Here is a 17,942-nt window from a genome sequence, read left to right on the forward strand (position 1 = left end):
TTTAGTTCGCGCCTGGAGGACAGTATGTTTTCAGGAAATTAGTAAATAGCGTGCTTAAATGTGTACCGGTACCTTCTCCTTCGCTGATTGAATGACTCCGGTTTGGATATGCCATCATTTGGAAGGGAATGTTGTATTTGATAAGCTCATTAATATATACTTCTGAATTTTGGTAGTGTACATTATCATCTCCCGTACCATGGATCAACAATAGGTTTCCACGAATATTTTTTGCATAAGTAAGAGCAGACCCTTTAATGAAATCCACTTCGTTCTCCTGAGGTAATCCCATGTAACGCTCTTGATAGATATTGTCATAAAGCAATTGATTGGTGACCGGCGCAATGGAGATACCTGTCTGATAGATTTCAGGGTATTGACCCAGAAGATTAAGGGTAGAGGCTCCACCACCACTCCATCCCCATACAGCAACACGTGTAGTATCCACATAACCCCACTTGAAGACTTCTTTAGCACCCATTGCTTGATCTCGGATATTAATGATTCCGATGTTTCTATAAATAGATTTACGCCATTCCCGTCCCTTTGGAGCAGGTGTGCCTCTATTTTCTAACGACACATAAAGGTAGCCATCGTCTGCCATATTACCACGGTAGAGGTGGTTTCTGCCTGTATAGAAATTGTCTGTTACCGTTTGCATGGCAGGCTCACCGTATACAAAGAATACAATGGGGTACTTTCTTGTTGGATCAAAATTTCTGGGCTTTACGACCCATCCGTCCAAAGTTACACCCTCGCTGGTGGTTACGCTAAAAAACTCCGCCTTCGGTTCCGAAGGATCGGAAGTAGCGGATCTATTTGGGGGAACTATCTCTTTGTGCTCTGGTAGGGCAACGACAGAACCGGAGGACATATAAGAAGTGTTGCTTGTCTGAAATAAGGCAATTTTGCCATTCGGCGAAATGACATAATCCGTTGTACCGGTAACGGCAGCCGGCGTTACCCGACTGGCTTTTCCGCCACTTAGAGGTATGCGGTACAAGTACTTTTGAGCGGCATTATCAGGTGACGCAGAAAAGTAGATCGTTTTGTTCGTAAGGTCCAAAAAGTCTAGTTGAATTATATCAAATTCATCTTTGCTAATCAATGTCTCTTTACCTTTTAGGTCGATGTTATAGATCTGTCGGTATCCTCCCTTTTCGGATACCCATATAAATGATTTTCCATTATCAATCCAATCCCACCCGCTCGGATCGCCATTGTTCCATCTGGCCTTGATATCGATCCAGGTAGGATCTTCTTCGGTATGTATCGTATGGCTTTTTCCTGTCTCTGCATCCGCAACGATAATCTTACTCTTGTTTTGTTTGCGATTTAGCTGTTGGAGAATGATGGATTTAGAATCCAGTACCCATTCCATTCTGGGGATATAATGTTGAAATTCGTTTCCTTCGATCTGGGTTTTGACGGTCCGTTTCTGCTCAATATCGTAAAGCCATATGGTGGTTCCTGAAGGATCAAGACCTACTTTAGGATATTCTACGGGAATGGTATAGGAGTACAGACTATCTGTGTTGTTAATCATCAAAAAATTACGGGTGTTTCGGGCATCCTGTTTCCAGTATGCAATTTTTTGACCATTCGGGGACCAGCGGAAACCATCCTTTGTGCCAAACTCTTCTTCATAGGCCCAGTCAAAAGTGCCATTGATAATACGGTCTGTGCCATCATCCGTTACTTTTTCATATTGCCCTGAGGAAATGTCCTCGATGAAAATGTTGTTCTTTGAAACATAGGCTACCTTCGCGCCGTCGGGAGAAAATTTGGCAAACATCAAGGAGGCGGTTGAAAGTCCTTTTCCAAGTTGGCTTAGTTGTTTGTCTAGCTTGTTAAATATCCAGTAATCACCTCGGGTGTTCTCTCGCCATACCCGTTGCGTGTTCGTAAAAAGCAACAGTTTTTTTCCGTCGGGCGAAACCTGAAAGCTTTGTACTTGTAATGGATCGGTAGCACCATCAGGAATAAGTTCCGTGCTGCTCAGAAAAGTCTCGCGCTTGCCCTGTTCAAGGAGATGGATAACTTCTATTCCGTTTTCAGAAAAAGAATAATAGGCATTACCGTCAGCTGTCCATTGCTGCTGGGCTTGGGCGACTTGGATGTATACTAGACATCCAAGTACGATGAGGACCTTGATTAGGGAGGAAGGGAAAATTTTGTTATGCATAATTTGCTCGGTAGTTTTCAATTTCTTGTACTGTTTTTATAAGTTCTGGACCTAAAAGACGATAACCATCTCCTGTAATCAAGAAATCATCCTCTATACGGATACCACCAAAATTGCGGTACTCTTCCAATTTATCATAGTTAATAAAATCTGCGTTCTTTTTTTCCGCTTTCCACCTATCAATCAGTTCCGGAATAATGTAAATTCCCGGTTCTACTGTTAACACATTTCCCGGTTCTAACGCTTTACCTAGGCGTAAGGATTTTAAACCAAAGGTTTTTGTATCCTTGGGCTCATCTGCCGTATAACCAACAAATTGTTCACCAAGATCCTCCATGTCGTGCACATCCAATCCCATCATATGTCCCAGTCCGCACTGAAAGAACATCGTATGTGCGTGATTTGCGACGGCTTCTTGGGGATTCCCTTTCATTAAACCGATCGCCACTAGACCTTCGACCAACGAAGTAGCTGCACGAAGGTGTACGTCCTTGAATTTTATGCCTGGTCGAAGCATATCACGTGCATCGGTAAATGAGCTTAGCACGATATTATACATTTCGCGTTGTCTGTCTGTAAAAGATAGATCTACTGGGAAAGTCCGGGTTAAATCGCCGGCATATCCTAACGGTGTTTCAGCACCAGAATCATTCAAAACAAGATCACCTGAAGTTAACGTGTTTTGGCGATAGGCATTGTGCAATATTTCGCCATGAACGGTTACGATTGGCGCATAGGCAAGCGGACAATTGTTAGCAGCGGCTAGGCCTTGGATCGCATTTACGATTTCATATTCCTTCATGCCCGGCCTTGCCATCTGCATGGCCAATAAGTGCATTTCTGCAGAGATATGAATTGCTTTTTCTATTTCGGCGATTTCGATATCTTCTTTTATACTCCGCTGAGCTACTACCGCTTTTATAAGTTCGGTCGACGGTAGGAGTTGCTGAAAGGAAATATGAAGCAACTCTTCAAGTAAAATCTTATTATGTGATTGATAGGGCGGAAGGAAGTGTATATTCCGTTGGCTCGATTTTGCCCGATCGATGTACGAAGATAATTCTCCAAAAGGCAGTACCTGATCTACATCCGCCATTTGTGCCTTTTCTTGTAGCGTTTCTAGTCTTCCCATCCATACGATATCATCTATTGTCATCTCGTTGCCAAATAATATAGTTTTATCTTCTTCGATATCAATTATTAACGCCAACTTAGGACTTGCAATACCTACATAATAGAGAAACGTACTATCTTGTCGGAAAGGATAGGTATTGTGCTCGAAGTTAATTGGGCTTTCTGTATTTCCCAACAAAACAACGATACCGGAAGATATATTCTTCTGAAGAAGGTACCTTCTGCTGCTATAAACGTCTTTTTTAAACATAATTAACCCGAAGTTAGTAGTAAAAGCAAATTAAATCTATTTTTTTTATAAATTTAGGGCGTAGCGATAAATATCACTTGTCACATTTTAACCTATAATACTCGTTTTTTGTCATTTCAACATTTAATTATTGTTATTAAATTATGAATATTGTATCTTAGATTATATTATAAAGAACAAGGATTGTATTACTTTTATTAATACCTAGCTTATGAAAACAATTCAATTCAATGTACCAGCGCCTAAAGACAGGTCAGTATATGTTCAAGAGGATAGACTGGATCATTTTTATCCTTATTTGCACAGGCATGAGGAGTATCAGATTATGTGGATTGTAAAGGGAAACGGTACACTACTTGTAGACGATAGCTTTCACACGTTCAAACAAGACGATGTGTTTTTATTGGGCCCCAATCAGGCTCACGTTTTCAAAAGCACACCTTCTTCAGCTACGCATGAGGATGTACAATCGGTATCCGTGTTTTTTAATCCAAAAGGAAGCTTATCTAACATGTTCAATATGCCTGAGCTATCGGCTTTATTGGACTTTATCAGTAAAAATGCACGTGGTTTTAAAGTTCCGGACAACTATATTGCACGTGTTAAACGTCGCATATCTATCCTTAAGGATTCACATCAGATGGATCAACTAATGAATTTTTTCTATTTACTGCGCGCGCTGAATCAGGTTTCGGCAGAGTTAAAGCCGTTGTCTATTTCGGCTGTAAATCAGCACGACGAAGATGGTTTTTTACGTATTAACAGTGTTTGTAAGTTTATCAAAGACAACTATAAAAACAACATTACATTAGAAGATGCCGCGGGGCATGCCAACTTGACCCCGCAGGCCTTTTGTCGATATTTTAAGAAACATACAGGTTTGACGCTAGTTACCTATATTAATGAAATTCGTATTCAGGAGGCTTGCAAACTACTGACAGCCAAGCGTTACGAGAGTATTTCCTTGGTGGCCTACAATTGTGGTTTTAATAGCATAACCAATTTCAATAGGGTATTTCGTTTTATTGTGGGACAGTCTCCCAAGGAATATTTTCTTAAATATAGTAACAGCCTATATCAGTAAATGTCAATATTCAGGAAGTTTTGATTAAAACACGGTTAGCTTAAAGTTTTTTTTGGCGATATATTTGAAATAAAAAAAAGATAATATGGCTAATTTAGACTGGAAAGGAATTTATCCTGCGGTGCTTACTCCTTTTAAAGAGAACGGTGAAATTGATTATGAAATGTTTGCTAAAAATACCGAAGCTCAAATAGAAGCTGGTGTACATGGTATTATTATAGCAGGATCGTTGGGTGATGCTGCTGTTCTAGACACAGATGAGAAATTTGAATTATTAGTTTACGCAAAAAAAATCGTTTCAGATCGGGTTCCTGTGATTCTTAATATTGCAGAAAACACAACAAAAAATGCAGTAAACTTTTCTTTAAAAGCGAAAGAATTAGGTGCAGATGGCTTAATGCTATTACCTCCAATGCGATACAAGGCTGATGATCGTGAAGTAACAGCATATTTTATCGCAGTTGCCGCCGCAACGGATTTGCCCATATTGATCTATAATAACCCCATCGATTATGGTATTAATGTGACATTGGATATGTTTGAGGAATTGAAATCTCACCCTACAATTGAGGCTGTAAAAGAGTCCACCCGTGATTTAGCAAACGTAACCCGGATGAAAAATCAATTTGGCGACCGTTACAAGATTTTAGGGGGTGTGGATACAATTTCGTTAGAAAGCTTGTTTCTTGGAGCCGATGGTTTGGTAGCCGGATTAGTGGATGCATTTCCGAAAGAAACAGTTGCAATGTACAATTACGCGATCCGAGGCGAATTTGAAAAAGCCGTTGAAATTTACCGTTGGTTTATGCCTTTATTGGAGCTGGATATTCATCCTAAATTAATTCAATACATTAAATTAGCGGCGACTGCCGAAGGTATTAGTACCCCGCATGTTCGCGCCCCACGACTTCCTTTGGAAGGCGAAGAGGCCGATAGAATCGATAAGATTATAAAAGATGGCATTGCATCACGGCCAACTTTACATTAAGCGCCGATAACTTTAGCGCAAAACTGTAGGCTATACGTTTTCTAGCCTACGGTTGTTTTTATACCTTAACTAATAAAAGATGAATCAACCAAAAATACGCTTAGATGAGCACGTCCGTTCTGCTAGTGAGGCATTTCAATTTTTGAAATCAACCACCGTAAAAGAACGCGCTAAATTTATGCATGCCGTAGCACATAAAATTGAGAGCTTGAGTCCATTTCTATTGGAAACAGCTCACGCAGAAACGGCCTTGCCACTGGCACGTCTCACCGGTGAAAAAGCGCGTACTGTCGGTCAGTGGCGTAGTTATGCAAATGCCGTGGAGCAAGGTATCTATACAGAAGCGCGTATCGATTTAGCCGATGCAGAGAAAGGAAAAAATGACATCCGAAAATATAGCATCGGTTTAGGACCGGTAGTCGTATTTGGAGCTAGTAATTTTCCGTTTGCGTTTTCTACGGCAGGAGGGGATACGGCCAGTGCAATTGGGGCAGGTTGTCCGGTTCTGGTCAAAGGACATCCAGCACATCCTCAAACTTCTCAGATCATGGCAGATGCAATTACGGACCTCGTACAGGAATTTGGCTGGCCGAAAGGGGCATTTGGACATATCCTAGGAGATCACGTGGAGGGTACCGATACGTTGATCGGCGCTTATCTGACCGCACACCCCGATGTAAAGGCTGTCGGTTTTACAGGGTCTTATAGGGGAGGTAAAGCCTTGTTCGATATTGCTAACCAACGTGAGGAACCGATACCTGTTTTTGCAGAAATGGGTAGTGTAAATCCTGTATTTGCTTTTAGTAATGTATTGGATCAACGGGCGACAGATCTGGCTAAGGAATATCTTGCTTCTCTAGTGATGGGCGTGGGTCAGTTCTGTACCAATCCAGGTCTCTTTATAGCTGTTAAAGGTGCTGGATTCGAACGCTTCAAAGGTGCCCTGGCTACTGCGATATCTGTAGTTCCTCCTGCGAGGATGCTTAATCAAGGTATATACGAAAATTTTGAGAGAAACAGGAATACCTTAAATCAACAAGAGGATGTGCACATCTTGTCAGAGGTCTTAAGCGAACAGATAGATGGGCAAGGTTGTGCACAAGTCGCCATCACAACCGGTAAAAGTTTTTTAAAAAATCGCCTTTTAAGCGAGGAAGTGTTTGGTCCATTTGGGCTATTGGTAGAAGCAGAATCGTACGAAGAGGTTTTTGAAATCGCAAAGCAGTTGAAAGGACAGTTAACAGCTACTGTTGCAGGAACTATAGACGACCTACAAGCGCATCGGGATATCATTGATACGATCCAGGATAAAGTAGGTCGTTTACTTTTTAACGGTATGCCTACAGGGGTGGAAGTTGCGTTTGCAATGCAGCATGGAGGCCCTTATCCTTCATCAACCGATTCTCGTTTTACTTCAGTTGGTCCCGATGCTGTTAAGCGTTTTGTACGTCCTATTGCTTTTCAAAATTGGCCGAATGAATTTTTACCAGAGGAACTTAAAAATGCAAACTCCTTGGAAATCATGCGTATAGTAGATGGTGTGTCAACGGCGGCAAGTTTAAAAGTTGATATTGATTAGGTCTAATAAAATATGAGGAAAACATTTTTTTGTATTGACTCCCACACCTGTGGATGCCCCGTACGATTGGTAGCAGGGGGTGGACCGGTTTTGGATGGGAAGTCGATGATGGAGCGTCGTCTACACTTCATGCGTGAGTACGATTGGATCCGAAGGGGTTTAATGTTCGAACCGCGTGGGCATGATATGATGAGTGGTAGTATTTTATATCCGCCCACGGATCCTGCAAATGATACAGGGGTATTGTATATAGAAACTAGTGGATGTCTTCCTATGTGTGGTCATGGTACGATAGGTACTGTGACCATTGCAATTGAAGAGGGCTTGGTTATTCCAAAGGTGCCGGGCAAACTTCGTCTTGAAACTCCCGCAGGCTTAATATTGATTGATTATGAGCAGGAGGGTTCAAAAGTTCGGCGAGTAAAATTGACCAATGTAAAATCATTCCTTTACAAAGAAGAGTTGACGGTTGATTGCCCTGGACTAGGTGAGATAGTTGTCGATGTTGCGTACGGTGGAAATTTCTATGGCATTATAGACCCCCAGAGAAATTTTGCTGATATCGGTGATTTTTCTGCAAGTCAACTGATCCACTATGGTAAGATTGTTCGACGACTACTGAATGAAAAGTATGAATTTATCCATCCAGAAGATACAGATATTTTCGGTTTAAGCCATATTCAATGGACAGGTAAACCAACTAAGACGAATTCCTCAGGTCGAAATGCAGTGCTGGTGGGTGAAAATGCATTGGATAGATCGCCATGTGGCACAGGTACGTCCGCGCGTATGGCCCAGTGGTACGCAAAGGGTAAATTAAAGTGGGGAGACGAATTTGTACACGAAAGTTACATCGGTTCGCAGTTTGTCGGCCGCATTGAACAGGAAACTACTATGCAAGGGCAGATGGCTATCATTCCATCTATAGAAGGTTGGGCCCGGATTACCGGGTACAATACCATTGTTATTGACGACGAAGATCCCTACAGAGAAGGTTTTCAAGTAATGTAATTTTAAAATTAAACGAAGATATCGTGTCTAATAATAAAGGAAAAGTTATTGTAATAGGAGCTGGGATTGCAGGACTGTCTACTGCATATTATTTGGTTAAAGATGGTTGGGAAGTATGTATTCTTGAAAAGTCAGATGGGCTCGACAACTGTTCGTACGGTAATGCCGGTATGATCGTACCTAGTCACTTTACCCCTTTGGCTGCTCCTGGGATCGTAGCACAGGGTGTAAAATGGATGTTAAATAGTAAGAGTCCTTTTTATGTGCGACCGACGTTAAATCTTTCGTTGATAGATTGGGGACTGAAGTTTCTGCAGCATGCAAATCAAAAGCATGTTAATCGACAGGCGGAGGCCATTAGAGATTTAAATCTATCAAGCAGTAAATTGTATGACGAGCTTGCGAGCCAAGAAGGTTTTGATTTTGAACTGCGTCAGAATGGAATCATGATGCTTTATAAATCCAAGGAAGTTGAACATGAAGAACGGGAGTTAGCCGAACGTGCCCAACAACTGGGCTTGGACGTAGAACTGTACGACAAAGATGGTATTCAAGCATTAGAACCTAATCTCCGAATGGATACACTTGGAGGTATACTTTATAAGTCGGATGGAATTATGTATCCACCGAAACTAATGAGCGCGCTTACTGAATATTTGAAAAAACATGGAGTTGCATTTCATTACCAGTGTACCGTGACAGGATTTACCTTTTCGGGTAATAAAGTAACTGAGGTAAGGACCTCGGGAGGACAATATAAGGCAGATGAAATTGTTATTACAGGTGGCGCCACACTTCCTATATTGACGACAAAACTAGGTATTAAAACACCACTTATGCCAGGAAAGGGATATTCATTTATGTACAATCCCGAATCTGAAACATCTATGATACACGCTGCATTGTTGTTGGAAGCCCGAGTGGCAGTTACACCAATGAACAATCAGATTAGATTTAGTGGTACGATGGAACTTGGTCCTGCAAATGATCGAATATATACCAATCGGGTTAAAGGAATAGTAGAATCCATCCCTAAATATTTTCCAGATTTACAAGTAGATTATCCCGATGATGTATGGTTTGGCTATCGCCCCTGTTCACCAGATGGATTGCCCTACCTCGGAAGGATAAAAAAATATTCCAATTTAAGCATTGCAGGTGGGGGAGGGATGATGGGACTTAGTCTCGGGCCAGCATATGGCAAGGCGATATCCAATCTGTTGTCAGGCGGTGCACCCGATACTGATATCGCCGGTTTTGCACCGGATAGGTTTAATTAAAAAGGAGAAGTTAAATGATAAACAAACTCAAACAGCGTGTGTGGATAAAATATGGGATCGTGGCCATATTACTCTATACAGCTTTGTCAACAACCGCACAAGAAATGGATTTATACCAACATACGACACCGATCGAACCTTATGTAATCCAATACCGACATGATTTACAGGCTATCAATTATTTTTATGGGCCGATGCCTAAAGGTTGGGGGTTCCAAGAAGTTGCACCTTCGCAGGAGCAGATAAATAGGTTGTTACAGTTGGATAAAGAATACCTCGAGAAACTGAAGAAAGTTGATTTCGAGAAGTTGAATACCAATGGGCAAGTAGATTATATCCTCTTGCAAAAAAAAATTATCCATCATCAAGAGGAATTACAAAAGATATTGACGAGATATCAGCGCCTTGAGGGCTATTTGCCATTTGCTGATGTGATCCTTACCTTGGAAAAGAATCGTCGCAGGGGTGCTTCGGTTGATGGAAAGATGGTCGCGACTTCCTTAGAAAAAGCGAAAGAGATGATCGATCAAGAACTTATCGTGTTAAAAGAAAAGGAATTGATCGAAGCCGATGATGTTTTTTATCTGGTGTCGATCGTAGAATCGTTAAAATTGCGTTTAGAAAGTTCATTTGACTTTTACAATGGTTACGATCCAATGTTTACCTGGTGGGTGCCCTTATCCTATGAGAGTTTACAGGAAAAACTGGAAACGTACAAAGTAGCATTGCAAAAAAAGAGCGACTGGAAGGTATTTGAAGACGGTAGCAATATTGGAGGAAAGCCAATAGGAAAAGATGCGCTCAATAAGAAGTTAAAGGATGAAATGATTGCCTATAATACAGACGAACTTTTGCGTATTGCCGAAAAGGAATGGAACTGGTGTGTGGGAGAGCTCTTAAAAGCTTCTCGTGAAATGGGATTTGGAGACAACTGGCAAGCCGCTCAGGAAAAGGTGAAAAATTCCTATGTAGCTGAAGGGAAGCAACCTGATTTGATAAATATGCTATATGACAAAGCCCAGACTTTCATTCAAAAGAATGAATTGATGGATATTCCGCCACTGGCCGATGAAACATGGGGCATGATTATGATGACACCTGAACGGCAATTGGTGAATCCATTTTTTACAGGGGGGCGGGAAATCAGTATATCATATCCAACTGACGGAATGACCTACGAACAAAAGATGATGAGTATGCGCGGCAACAATCCACATTTTTCTTTGGGTACTGTACAGCATGAGTTAATTCCTGGTCATCATCTCCAATATTTTATGAATAGGAGACACAAGCCTTATCGGGAACAGAATTTTAATACTCCCTTTTGGACCGAGGGATGGACGCTGTATTGGGAATTACTTTTATATAGAATGGGATTCGCTCAGACTCCTGAAGAACGTATTGGTATGCTTTTTTGGCGTATGCACCGTTGTGCTCGCATCACCTTTAGCATCAAATTCCATACCGGGGAATGGAGCCCACAACAGTGTATTGATTACCTCGTAAAGCAAGTAGGCCACGAACCTGCCAATGCACACGGAGAAGTAAAGCGTTCTTTTGAAGGGTCGTATGATCCTTTATATCAATTAGCTTATATGATTGGTGGTCTTCAGCTGCTTAGTATCAGCGATGAAATGGTCGGTACCGGAAGAATGAGCTATAAAGAATTTCATGACAAGGTAATAAAGGAGAATTATTTGCCCATGGAGATGTTGCGAGCAATTCTCATGAACCAAAACCTGTCTCCAAACCACGAAACGAAATGGGAATTTTATAATTTTAACTAAGCTTTTATACCTAATATTATGATAGAAGAAAAAGCACAAGAGTTCAAGAAATCTCTAGGACTGCTCGATGCCGTTATGCTGGTGTCAGGTAGTATGATTGGCTCAGGTATTTTTATCGTTTCGGCAGATATTGCCCGTAACACTGGTTCTGCCGGATGGATGATGCTTGTGTGGATTATCTGCGGATTTATGACATTAACGGCTGCGCTTAGCTATGGGGAGCTGAGTGCTATGTTTCCCAAGGCAGGTGGTCAATATGTTTATTTACGTGAAGCCTATAACCCGCTCGTGAGCTTTGTTTTCGGCTGGACTTTCTTTGCCGTTATTCAAACGGCTACGATTGCTGCTGTAGGAGTTGCATTTGCCAAGTTTACAGGCTATCTATTCCCCGTTTTGGATGAAGATGTTTATCTATTCACATGGAATACCTTTCATATTTCCTCCGCACAGATGCTCTCCATTGGCGTTATCATTCTTTTGACCTTTATTAATACCCGGGGGGTAAAAAGTGGCAAGCTAATTCAAACAACACTTACGTTGGTCAAGATTCTGAGTTTACTTCTTCTTGTCTTATTCGGTTTTTTGGCCTTCAGGCACGAGATATGGAATCTAAACTGGACAGCGGAAAATGTTTGGAAACTGCAGTACCTGAATAAAGACGGTAGCTTCACAGATTACAGTACATTAGGAGCGTTAGGTGCATTTTCGGCAGCCATGGTAGGGGCACTTTTCAGCAGTGATTCTTGGCATTCCTCTTCGGCTGTGGCAGGCGAAATCAAAAATCCACAACGCAACATAGGACTTAGTCTTGCGCTGGGCGTAATCATTGTGACGCTTATTTACTTGATGACCAATTTGATGTATACCAGTGTATTGTCCATGGAACAGATGGTCAATGCAGAGAAGGACCGTATAGCAATGAGTGCGGCGCAAGAGATTTTTGGCTCCTTTGGAATCACGATCATAGCAGTCATGATTATGATAAGTACATTTGGGTGTAACAATGGTATTATTTTGTCTGGAGCCCGCGTATATTATTCGATGGCGCAGGATGGACTCTTCTTTAAAAAGGTAGGGAAATTGAATCAAAATTCCGTTCCTTCCAATGCACTTTGGATTCAGTGCCTAATTGCCAGTCTGTGGTGTTTAAGCGGCAAATATGGTGATTTATTGGATATGATTACGTGTGTTGTGGTTATTTTCTATGTTTTGGCGGTGGCCGGCGTTATTCGCTTACGTATTACCAAACCAGGTATAGAAAGACCTTACAAGGCTTTCGGATACCCCTTTTTACCAGTGCTATATATCCTTATGGGATTGGCTTTTATTTTGCTTATGGTTGCTTTCAAACCCAACTATACTTGGCCTGGTATCATCATAGCCCTTCTAGGCGTACCAATCTACTATTTTATAAAACCGACAAAAGGAAATATTTCTGATGAGACTAATTAAGACAATTTTACTGCTTTTTATTTCGAGTTCCGCTGTAGCTCAAGGATCTTTAGAAGATTACAAGCGCGCTAAGACGGTCCGTAAGGATTTTAGTAATAAAATATATAATATACCAGGCCAAATAAACTGGAACGAAGAAGGAACGTTATTCTGGTACGATAAACCTATTAAAGATGGGAGAGAATATATTTTGGTCGACGCTGTCCATCAAACCAAAACAGTTTTACTTACTTTGTCGGAATTGTCCGATGCGCTGAAAGGCGAGCTAAAGAAGGATGTAACGCTTCGTCACTTGGCCAGTGACAAAGTAAAAATCAAAAACTTGAATATTCTTGAGATTGAGGCGGAAGGTAATATCTGGGAATGGAATAGAACAGAAAGAAGCATTCGTAAGGTGAAAGAAATTGCCGTTAATACCAATCGCCGTGGTCAATATTGGGGACAAAAATTTGATGATAGCAAGGGAGAGGCTATCACTTCACCGGATGAGAAGTATGTCGCATTTATAAAGAACAGTAATCTCTATATCGCCCAAAAAGATGATGGAAAATCTGAAAAGCAATTAACGTTTGATGGAAATCCCGAGGAGTATTATTCAGCCCATATACATTGGTCCCCGGATTCCAAGAAAGTATCCACTAGTCGGGTGCGTAAAGCAGCAATTCGCATACTGACGTTATTGGAGTCTTCTCCCGCTGATCAACTTCAGCCGAAGTTACAGACCCGAGATTACGTTAAGCCCGGCGATGTATTACCACAGTGCTATCCCGTAATATATAATATAGATCAACAGCAGTTATATAGAGCTGATCAAAGGGCACTCGAAAATCAGTTTTCGCTATCGCGAATAGAATGGCGGAAAGATAGTAGAGCGATTACTTTTGAATATAATAGAAGAGGACATCAGCAATTTGATGTGATCGAATTAGATGCTTCTTCCGGCAATACCCGGTCACTTATCCACGAGGTTAACAAGACGTTTATTGATTACAGCGGAAAGAGATATAGAAAAGACGTAAAAGACGGGCAGGAAATTATCTGGGCGTCGGAGCGGGATGGCTGGAATCACCTCTATCTATATGATGGTGTGTCTGGAGAGGTTAAAAACCAAATCACAAAGGGTAATTGGGTCGTTCGCAAGGTCGTGCACGTGGACGAAGAAAGTAGAAAGATTATTTTTGAAGCGAGTGGTAAGAATCCGAAATTTGATCCGTATTTAATTCAATATTATTCGGTCGATTTCGACGGTAAAAACTTGAAAGAATTGACCAAGGAGAATGCAAACCATCAGGGATATTTTAATGCAGAATTCAGTTCGTTTGTAGATATCTATTCCCGTGTTGATGAGGTTCCAACAATGGTGTTGAGGAATAGTATGGGGAAAGTGATAATGGAACTTGAGCGAGGCGATATAAGTGATCTTTTGTCAGTTAATTGGCAGAAGCCAGAAGTCTTTTCCGCGAAGGGAAGGGATGGTCAAACGGATATTTGGGGAATTATTATCCGACCCACGAATTTTGATGCATCAAAAAAATATCCAGTCATTGAATACATCTATGCTGGTCCACATAGTTCTTTTGTGCCCAAAAGCTTTTATCCTAACCCAAGCGGAATGCATGAATTGGCAGAGCTAGGCTTTATAGTGGTTCAGATAGATGGAATGGGCACGTCTAATCGGTCTAAGGTTTTTCATGATGTCGCATGGAAGAATCTCAAAGATGCAGGTTTTCCGGATCGTATTGCATGGATGAAAGCTGCATCGAAAAATTATCCCTATATGGATTTGGAAAAGGTAGGTATCTATGGCACTTCTGCGGGCGGACAAAGCTCCACAGGCGCATTGCTATTTCATCCAGAGTTCTACAAGGTCGGCGTATCATCCTGCGGATGTCATGATAATCGTATGGATAAAATATGGTGGAATGAGCAGTGGATGGGATGGCCTATTGGACCTCATTATGCAGAATGTTCCAACACCGAAAATGCCGGTAAACTAGAAGGTAAGCTCTTGTTAATAGTTGGAGAAGTGGACGATAATGTTGATCCCTCGTCGACCTATCAATTGGTTGATGCGTTGATCAAGGCGGATAAGGATCACGAATTTATTATGGTTCCTGGAATGGGGCATTCCTCAGGGGGTGATTTTGGCGAAAAGAAGCGGAGAGACTTTTTTGTGAAACATCTGTTGGGGGTTGATCCTCCGGTTTGGGATGCATATTGAGATAAGTTAGAGTCCAGTGCCGATCTTTTCAATAAGTAAAATTGAAGGTAAGGATTTGCCAAACGGCTAATAACAAATAGTACGGATACAGGAAATTTAGGGATATTAAGAAAGAAGAGGGAACCAGCTGGTCCCCTCTTCTTTCTTAATCATTTCAGGCTATTACATTAAATCCAAATAACCTAAATACTACCCTTTCTTTTTGAGCACGATTGATGTTGAGGTTTTAGGGATTATATACCTTCCTAAACTATCCTTTTCGCTGTCTGGAATAATATAACCTGATTCTTCGTTAATATTAAGCAGAAAATTATTGATAAATTCAGTGCCTCCCAACTCCAATGTAATGGATTTAGATTTCTTATCAAATATAAATTTGTTGACTTCTCCAGCATCTAGATTTATCCACGCTTCTTCAGAGGCAAAGAAAATTCTGGCCTTCGAAGCTGTCTTAATTTCTACATGTATATTGTTTTTGTTTTCTACGAGATTTCCACTGAATGCCAGCCAACCAAATTCCGGATGATCGATGACATAGGTTCCAGAATTAACAGCGTATCCATAGAAACCTGATCCATAGTCTCCTGAAATACCATCGTTGGCTAATGTGGAAGGGTAGGAGTGAAATGCAGCGGGACCAAAACCGTCTTCGGTAACGTTTGCTAGGGCTCCCATCATGCCTGCATGACCTACACGTAATAGGTAAAAGTCATCCGGATTGCTGCGGTATTCGGTAAGTACCGGAATAGCGTTAAGAGCAGATCCATAATGATGTAGTTGTCTTTCAATTCGAGAAAGCTTACCTCCGTATACAAAATCCCAATATCTTCTGGCGCTACCATGGTATCCCCAGTGTGGAATATTGGGCGCATAGGCCAAAATTGCATTGAGCGTTACTTGCGCCTTATCATCGAAGCCGAAATAACGAGACCATAGGTAAACTTCTTCCTGACCAGTAGAATCCCAAGGCATCTCGCTGCCAAACGGGTAATTTAATGTTTTCCAATGCATTGCGCGGTCTCTCATCAACTTCTCTAAATGATTGGCCCAATCATCTAATCCTTCGCGACGAAGATCACTTAATGTAATGAGAAAGATGCTGCCTTCCATTTGTCCGAATTGCGCATAATGGGGCGCAAACTCCACCATCGCAACGACCGTACGATAAGCCCTTTCTAGATGGGTTTTCCACTGGTCTTCGGGGATAAGATTGTTGTAATTGCGTGCTAGGCGATATAACACCCAATGGGCAGCAGTTACGTGTGGATAATTATATGATCTTCCGATATTGTCAGCTTCTTTTTTCGGCCAGGCAGACCATGTTTTATAATTGATTGAATCACTGTATGTTCCTTTAGGAAAAGAATCTGGTTCATAATAAAATAAACTTTTTACAACGCCATACTGTTTATCGCCACTGCGATGTTGTATCCGGTTAAACATGGTTTCATCAGCGAATCGTTTGAGCTTGCTGATTTCCTGTGGATTGGGTTGAAGTATTTGTTTCATCATTGCCGCCAACCAGCTTGCAGCACCGGCCTCGTCACTTAGCCCGGCATACCAAGCTCTAGATTCCTGTGTTATAAGACGTTTTTCTTCGTAATCGTAAGAGATGACCGATGGCGATCTGCCAAATAAGTCAGTTGGATTTTCATACCATTGTTGGGTGGTTAGGAAGTTTCCTAAATCATTTACAACGTCCTTCTCAGACTTTATAACTTTATAATTTATACTTTGTTTACTCCCATCAGCATATGTTACCGTGACGCGTGATCTTCCCCAGGTGTTGCCCTCTACGATGTACTGTGTCCAGCCATTTTTGGTGTTTTTTAACTTTTTAAGAGAAAGGCTATTGGCGGGATAGATTTCGATATCCTTGATGCGCTGTACATGTTTGATGAAAAGTTTTGCCGGGGCATCCATGGCGATTAGGTAGCCTGGAGCTCCTACCGCGACTGGCCGTTTCTTCTCTATCAGTTTGTTTTCCACCTGTTTAATATTAGGAGATAGGACGAAGCGAAGCGCAAAATCTTTGGATTCTCCTTTTTTTAACGTTGTTGCCGTCGGTTTATTCCATTGTTCGACACCGGCCCAATCTGTTTGTGCATAGGCTTTGGAGTGAATAACCCATTCATGAAAACCTTCAAACGTAATGCTTTTTGGGGTAGGATCTGTGTTGAGAGGATTGTACGCTTCAAATGGGGTATTAACAAGAGGTAATACGAGTAAAGACTCTCCAAGTCCGTGAAGCCTGTTTACTTGAAGATATCCCGCATCGAGACCAATGTAAGGGTCAAAAAAGAGATTGTCGTGATGTGCTACGTCTAGAGACTTCCAATCCATGTTGTTATTGAAAATCATGGGTATACCAAGTCCTCCTATTTCTATATCATCGGTCGTGTTATTCTCTATATGAAAACGAAGCACAAGATCTTCATCAAGACGTTCCCATATACGGACAACTTTTAGGGGAATTTCATTTAGGGTCGAGGTGATGTCAGCTTTTGATAATTGCCCAGCCTCGGTTTCCAGCGGTATGACGTCTTTTCTGTTCTCTGCAGAAGAATATTTCACCCAAGTATTATCTTTGCGTTTAAGAGCGATATTGATGTCTCCCAGATGGTAAAAACTATTTTTAGCGCGTTTAAGTAACAATTCGTCGGGGGTATAATCGAAAGATGTATCACCGTTTAGTTTTAGCTGGGTAACTGTCTGTGATGCTTTAGCGAGCTGGAGAACGAGTTTATTTACTTGAAAGTCAAGATAACCTTTGCTTAGATCTATTGTCTGCGGGCGACTTTCAAATCGATCCCACGGTCCTGTCTGGGAATAGCTATATGTGGTAGGTAACCACGTCACTATTGCGGATAGTATTGTTATGTATAGTTTCATCATTATTTTTTTTGCAAAATATGATTCTTCTTTTAGAAGAAAGGCTCATATTTTAACTGATTTTTATTAATTATTGATA

The 17,942-nt window shown here is 41.3% G+C and carries 11 protein-coding genes; 8 read left to right on the forward strand and 3 right to left on the reverse strand.

Annotation, left to right across the window (positions count from 1 at the left end; genetic code table 11):
- Position 1: 1 nt before the first annotated feature.
- Both FAZ19_RS18185 and FAZ19_RS18190 read right to left on the reverse strand, forming a co-directional pair.
- A complete protein-coding gene (locus FAZ19_RS18185; RefSeq protein WP_136822181.1) occupies positions 2 to 2,185 on the reverse strand; it encodes a S9 family peptidase in 2,184 nt (727 codons plus the stop codon).
- The gene (locus FAZ19_RS18190; RefSeq protein WP_136822182.1) at positions 2,178 to 3,569 is read right to left on the reverse strand and encodes an aminopeptidase P family protein; all 1,392 of its coding nucleotides are present in this window, start codon (positions 3,567 to 3,569) and stop codon (positions 2,178 to 2,180) included. The genes FAZ19_RS18185 and FAZ19_RS18190 overlap by 8 nt, the downstream gene beginning before the upstream one ends.
- Positions 3,570 to 3,780: 211 nt before the next feature.
- On the opposite strand from FAZ19_RS18190, the gene FAZ19_RS18195 reads away from it, so the two are divergent.
- The 8 genes from FAZ19_RS18195 (at position 3,781) to FAZ19_RS18230 (ending at position 14,971) form a co-directional block, all read left to right on the forward strand.
- Positions 3,781 to 4,653: an AraC family transcriptional regulator gene (locus FAZ19_RS18195; RefSeq protein ID WP_136822183.1), complete on the forward strand. Its 873-nt coding sequence runs from the start codon at positions 3,781 to 3,783 to the stop codon at positions 4,651 to 4,653.
- 85 nt (positions 4,654 to 4,738) lie between these two features.
- Positions 4,739 to 5,641: a dihydrodipicolinate synthase family protein gene (locus FAZ19_RS18200; protein WP_136822184.1), complete on the forward strand. Its 903-nt coding sequence runs from the start codon at positions 4,739 to 4,741 to the stop codon at positions 5,639 to 5,641.
- 79 nt (positions 5,642 to 5,720) lie between these two features.
- Positions 5,721 to 7,220 carry an aldehyde dehydrogenase (NADP(+)) gene (locus tag FAZ19_RS18205; RefSeq protein WP_136822185.1) on the forward strand — a complete coding sequence of 500 codons (1,500 nt, stop codon included), beginning with the start codon at positions 5,721 to 5,723 and terminating at the stop codon, positions 7,218 to 7,220.
- A gap of 12 nt (positions 7,221 to 7,232) precedes the next feature.
- Positions 7,233 to 8,231 (forward strand): 4-hydroxyproline epimerase, encoded by a 999-nt coding sequence (locus FAZ19_RS18210; protein ID WP_136822186.1) that lies wholly within the window; start codon positions 7,233 to 7,235, stop codon positions 8,229 to 8,231.
- Positions 8,232 to 8,254: 23 nt separating this feature from the next.
- Positions 8,255 to 9,511, forward strand: coding sequence for an NAD(P)/FAD-dependent oxidoreductase (locus FAZ19_RS18215; RefSeq protein ID WP_136822187.1), 1,257 nt, complete (start codon positions 8,255 to 8,257; stop codon positions 9,509 to 9,511).
- A 14-nt stretch (positions 9,512 to 9,525) separates the two neighbouring features.
- The gene (locus FAZ19_RS18220) at positions 9,526 to 11,298 is read left to right on the forward strand and encodes a DUF885 family protein (RefSeq protein ID WP_136822188.1); all 1,773 of its coding nucleotides are present in this window, start codon (positions 9,526 to 9,528) and stop codon (positions 11,296 to 11,298) included.
- Between the two features lie 18 nt (positions 11,299 to 11,316).
- Positions 11,317 to 12,750, forward strand: a complete 1,434-nt coding sequence (locus FAZ19_RS18225) for an APC family permease (RefSeq protein ID WP_136822189.1) — start codon at positions 11,317 to 11,319, stop codon at positions 12,748 to 12,750.
- A complete protein-coding gene (locus FAZ19_RS18230; RefSeq protein ID WP_136822190.1) occupies positions 12,737 to 14,971 on the forward strand; it encodes a S9 family peptidase in 2,235 nt (744 codons plus the stop codon). Before FAZ19_RS18225 ends, FAZ19_RS18230 begins: the two co-directional genes overlap by 14 nt.
- A gap of 189 nt (positions 14,972 to 15,160) precedes the next feature.
- Here the strand turns inward: FAZ19_RS18230 and FAZ19_RS18235 are convergent, their stop codons facing one another.
- Positions 15,161 to 17,866: a DUF5695 domain-containing protein gene (locus tag FAZ19_RS18235; RefSeq protein ID WP_211245533.1), complete on the reverse strand. Its 2,706-nt coding sequence runs from the start codon at positions 17,864 to 17,866 to the stop codon at positions 15,161 to 15,163.
- Between the last annotated feature and the right edge of the window lie 76 nt (positions 17,867 to 17,942).

The sequence above is a fragment of the Sphingobacterium alkalisoli genome (assembly GCF_005049105.1).
Classification (GTDB): Bacteria; Bacteroidota; Bacteroidia; order Sphingobacteriales; family Sphingobacteriaceae; genus Sphingobacterium; species Sphingobacterium alkalisoli.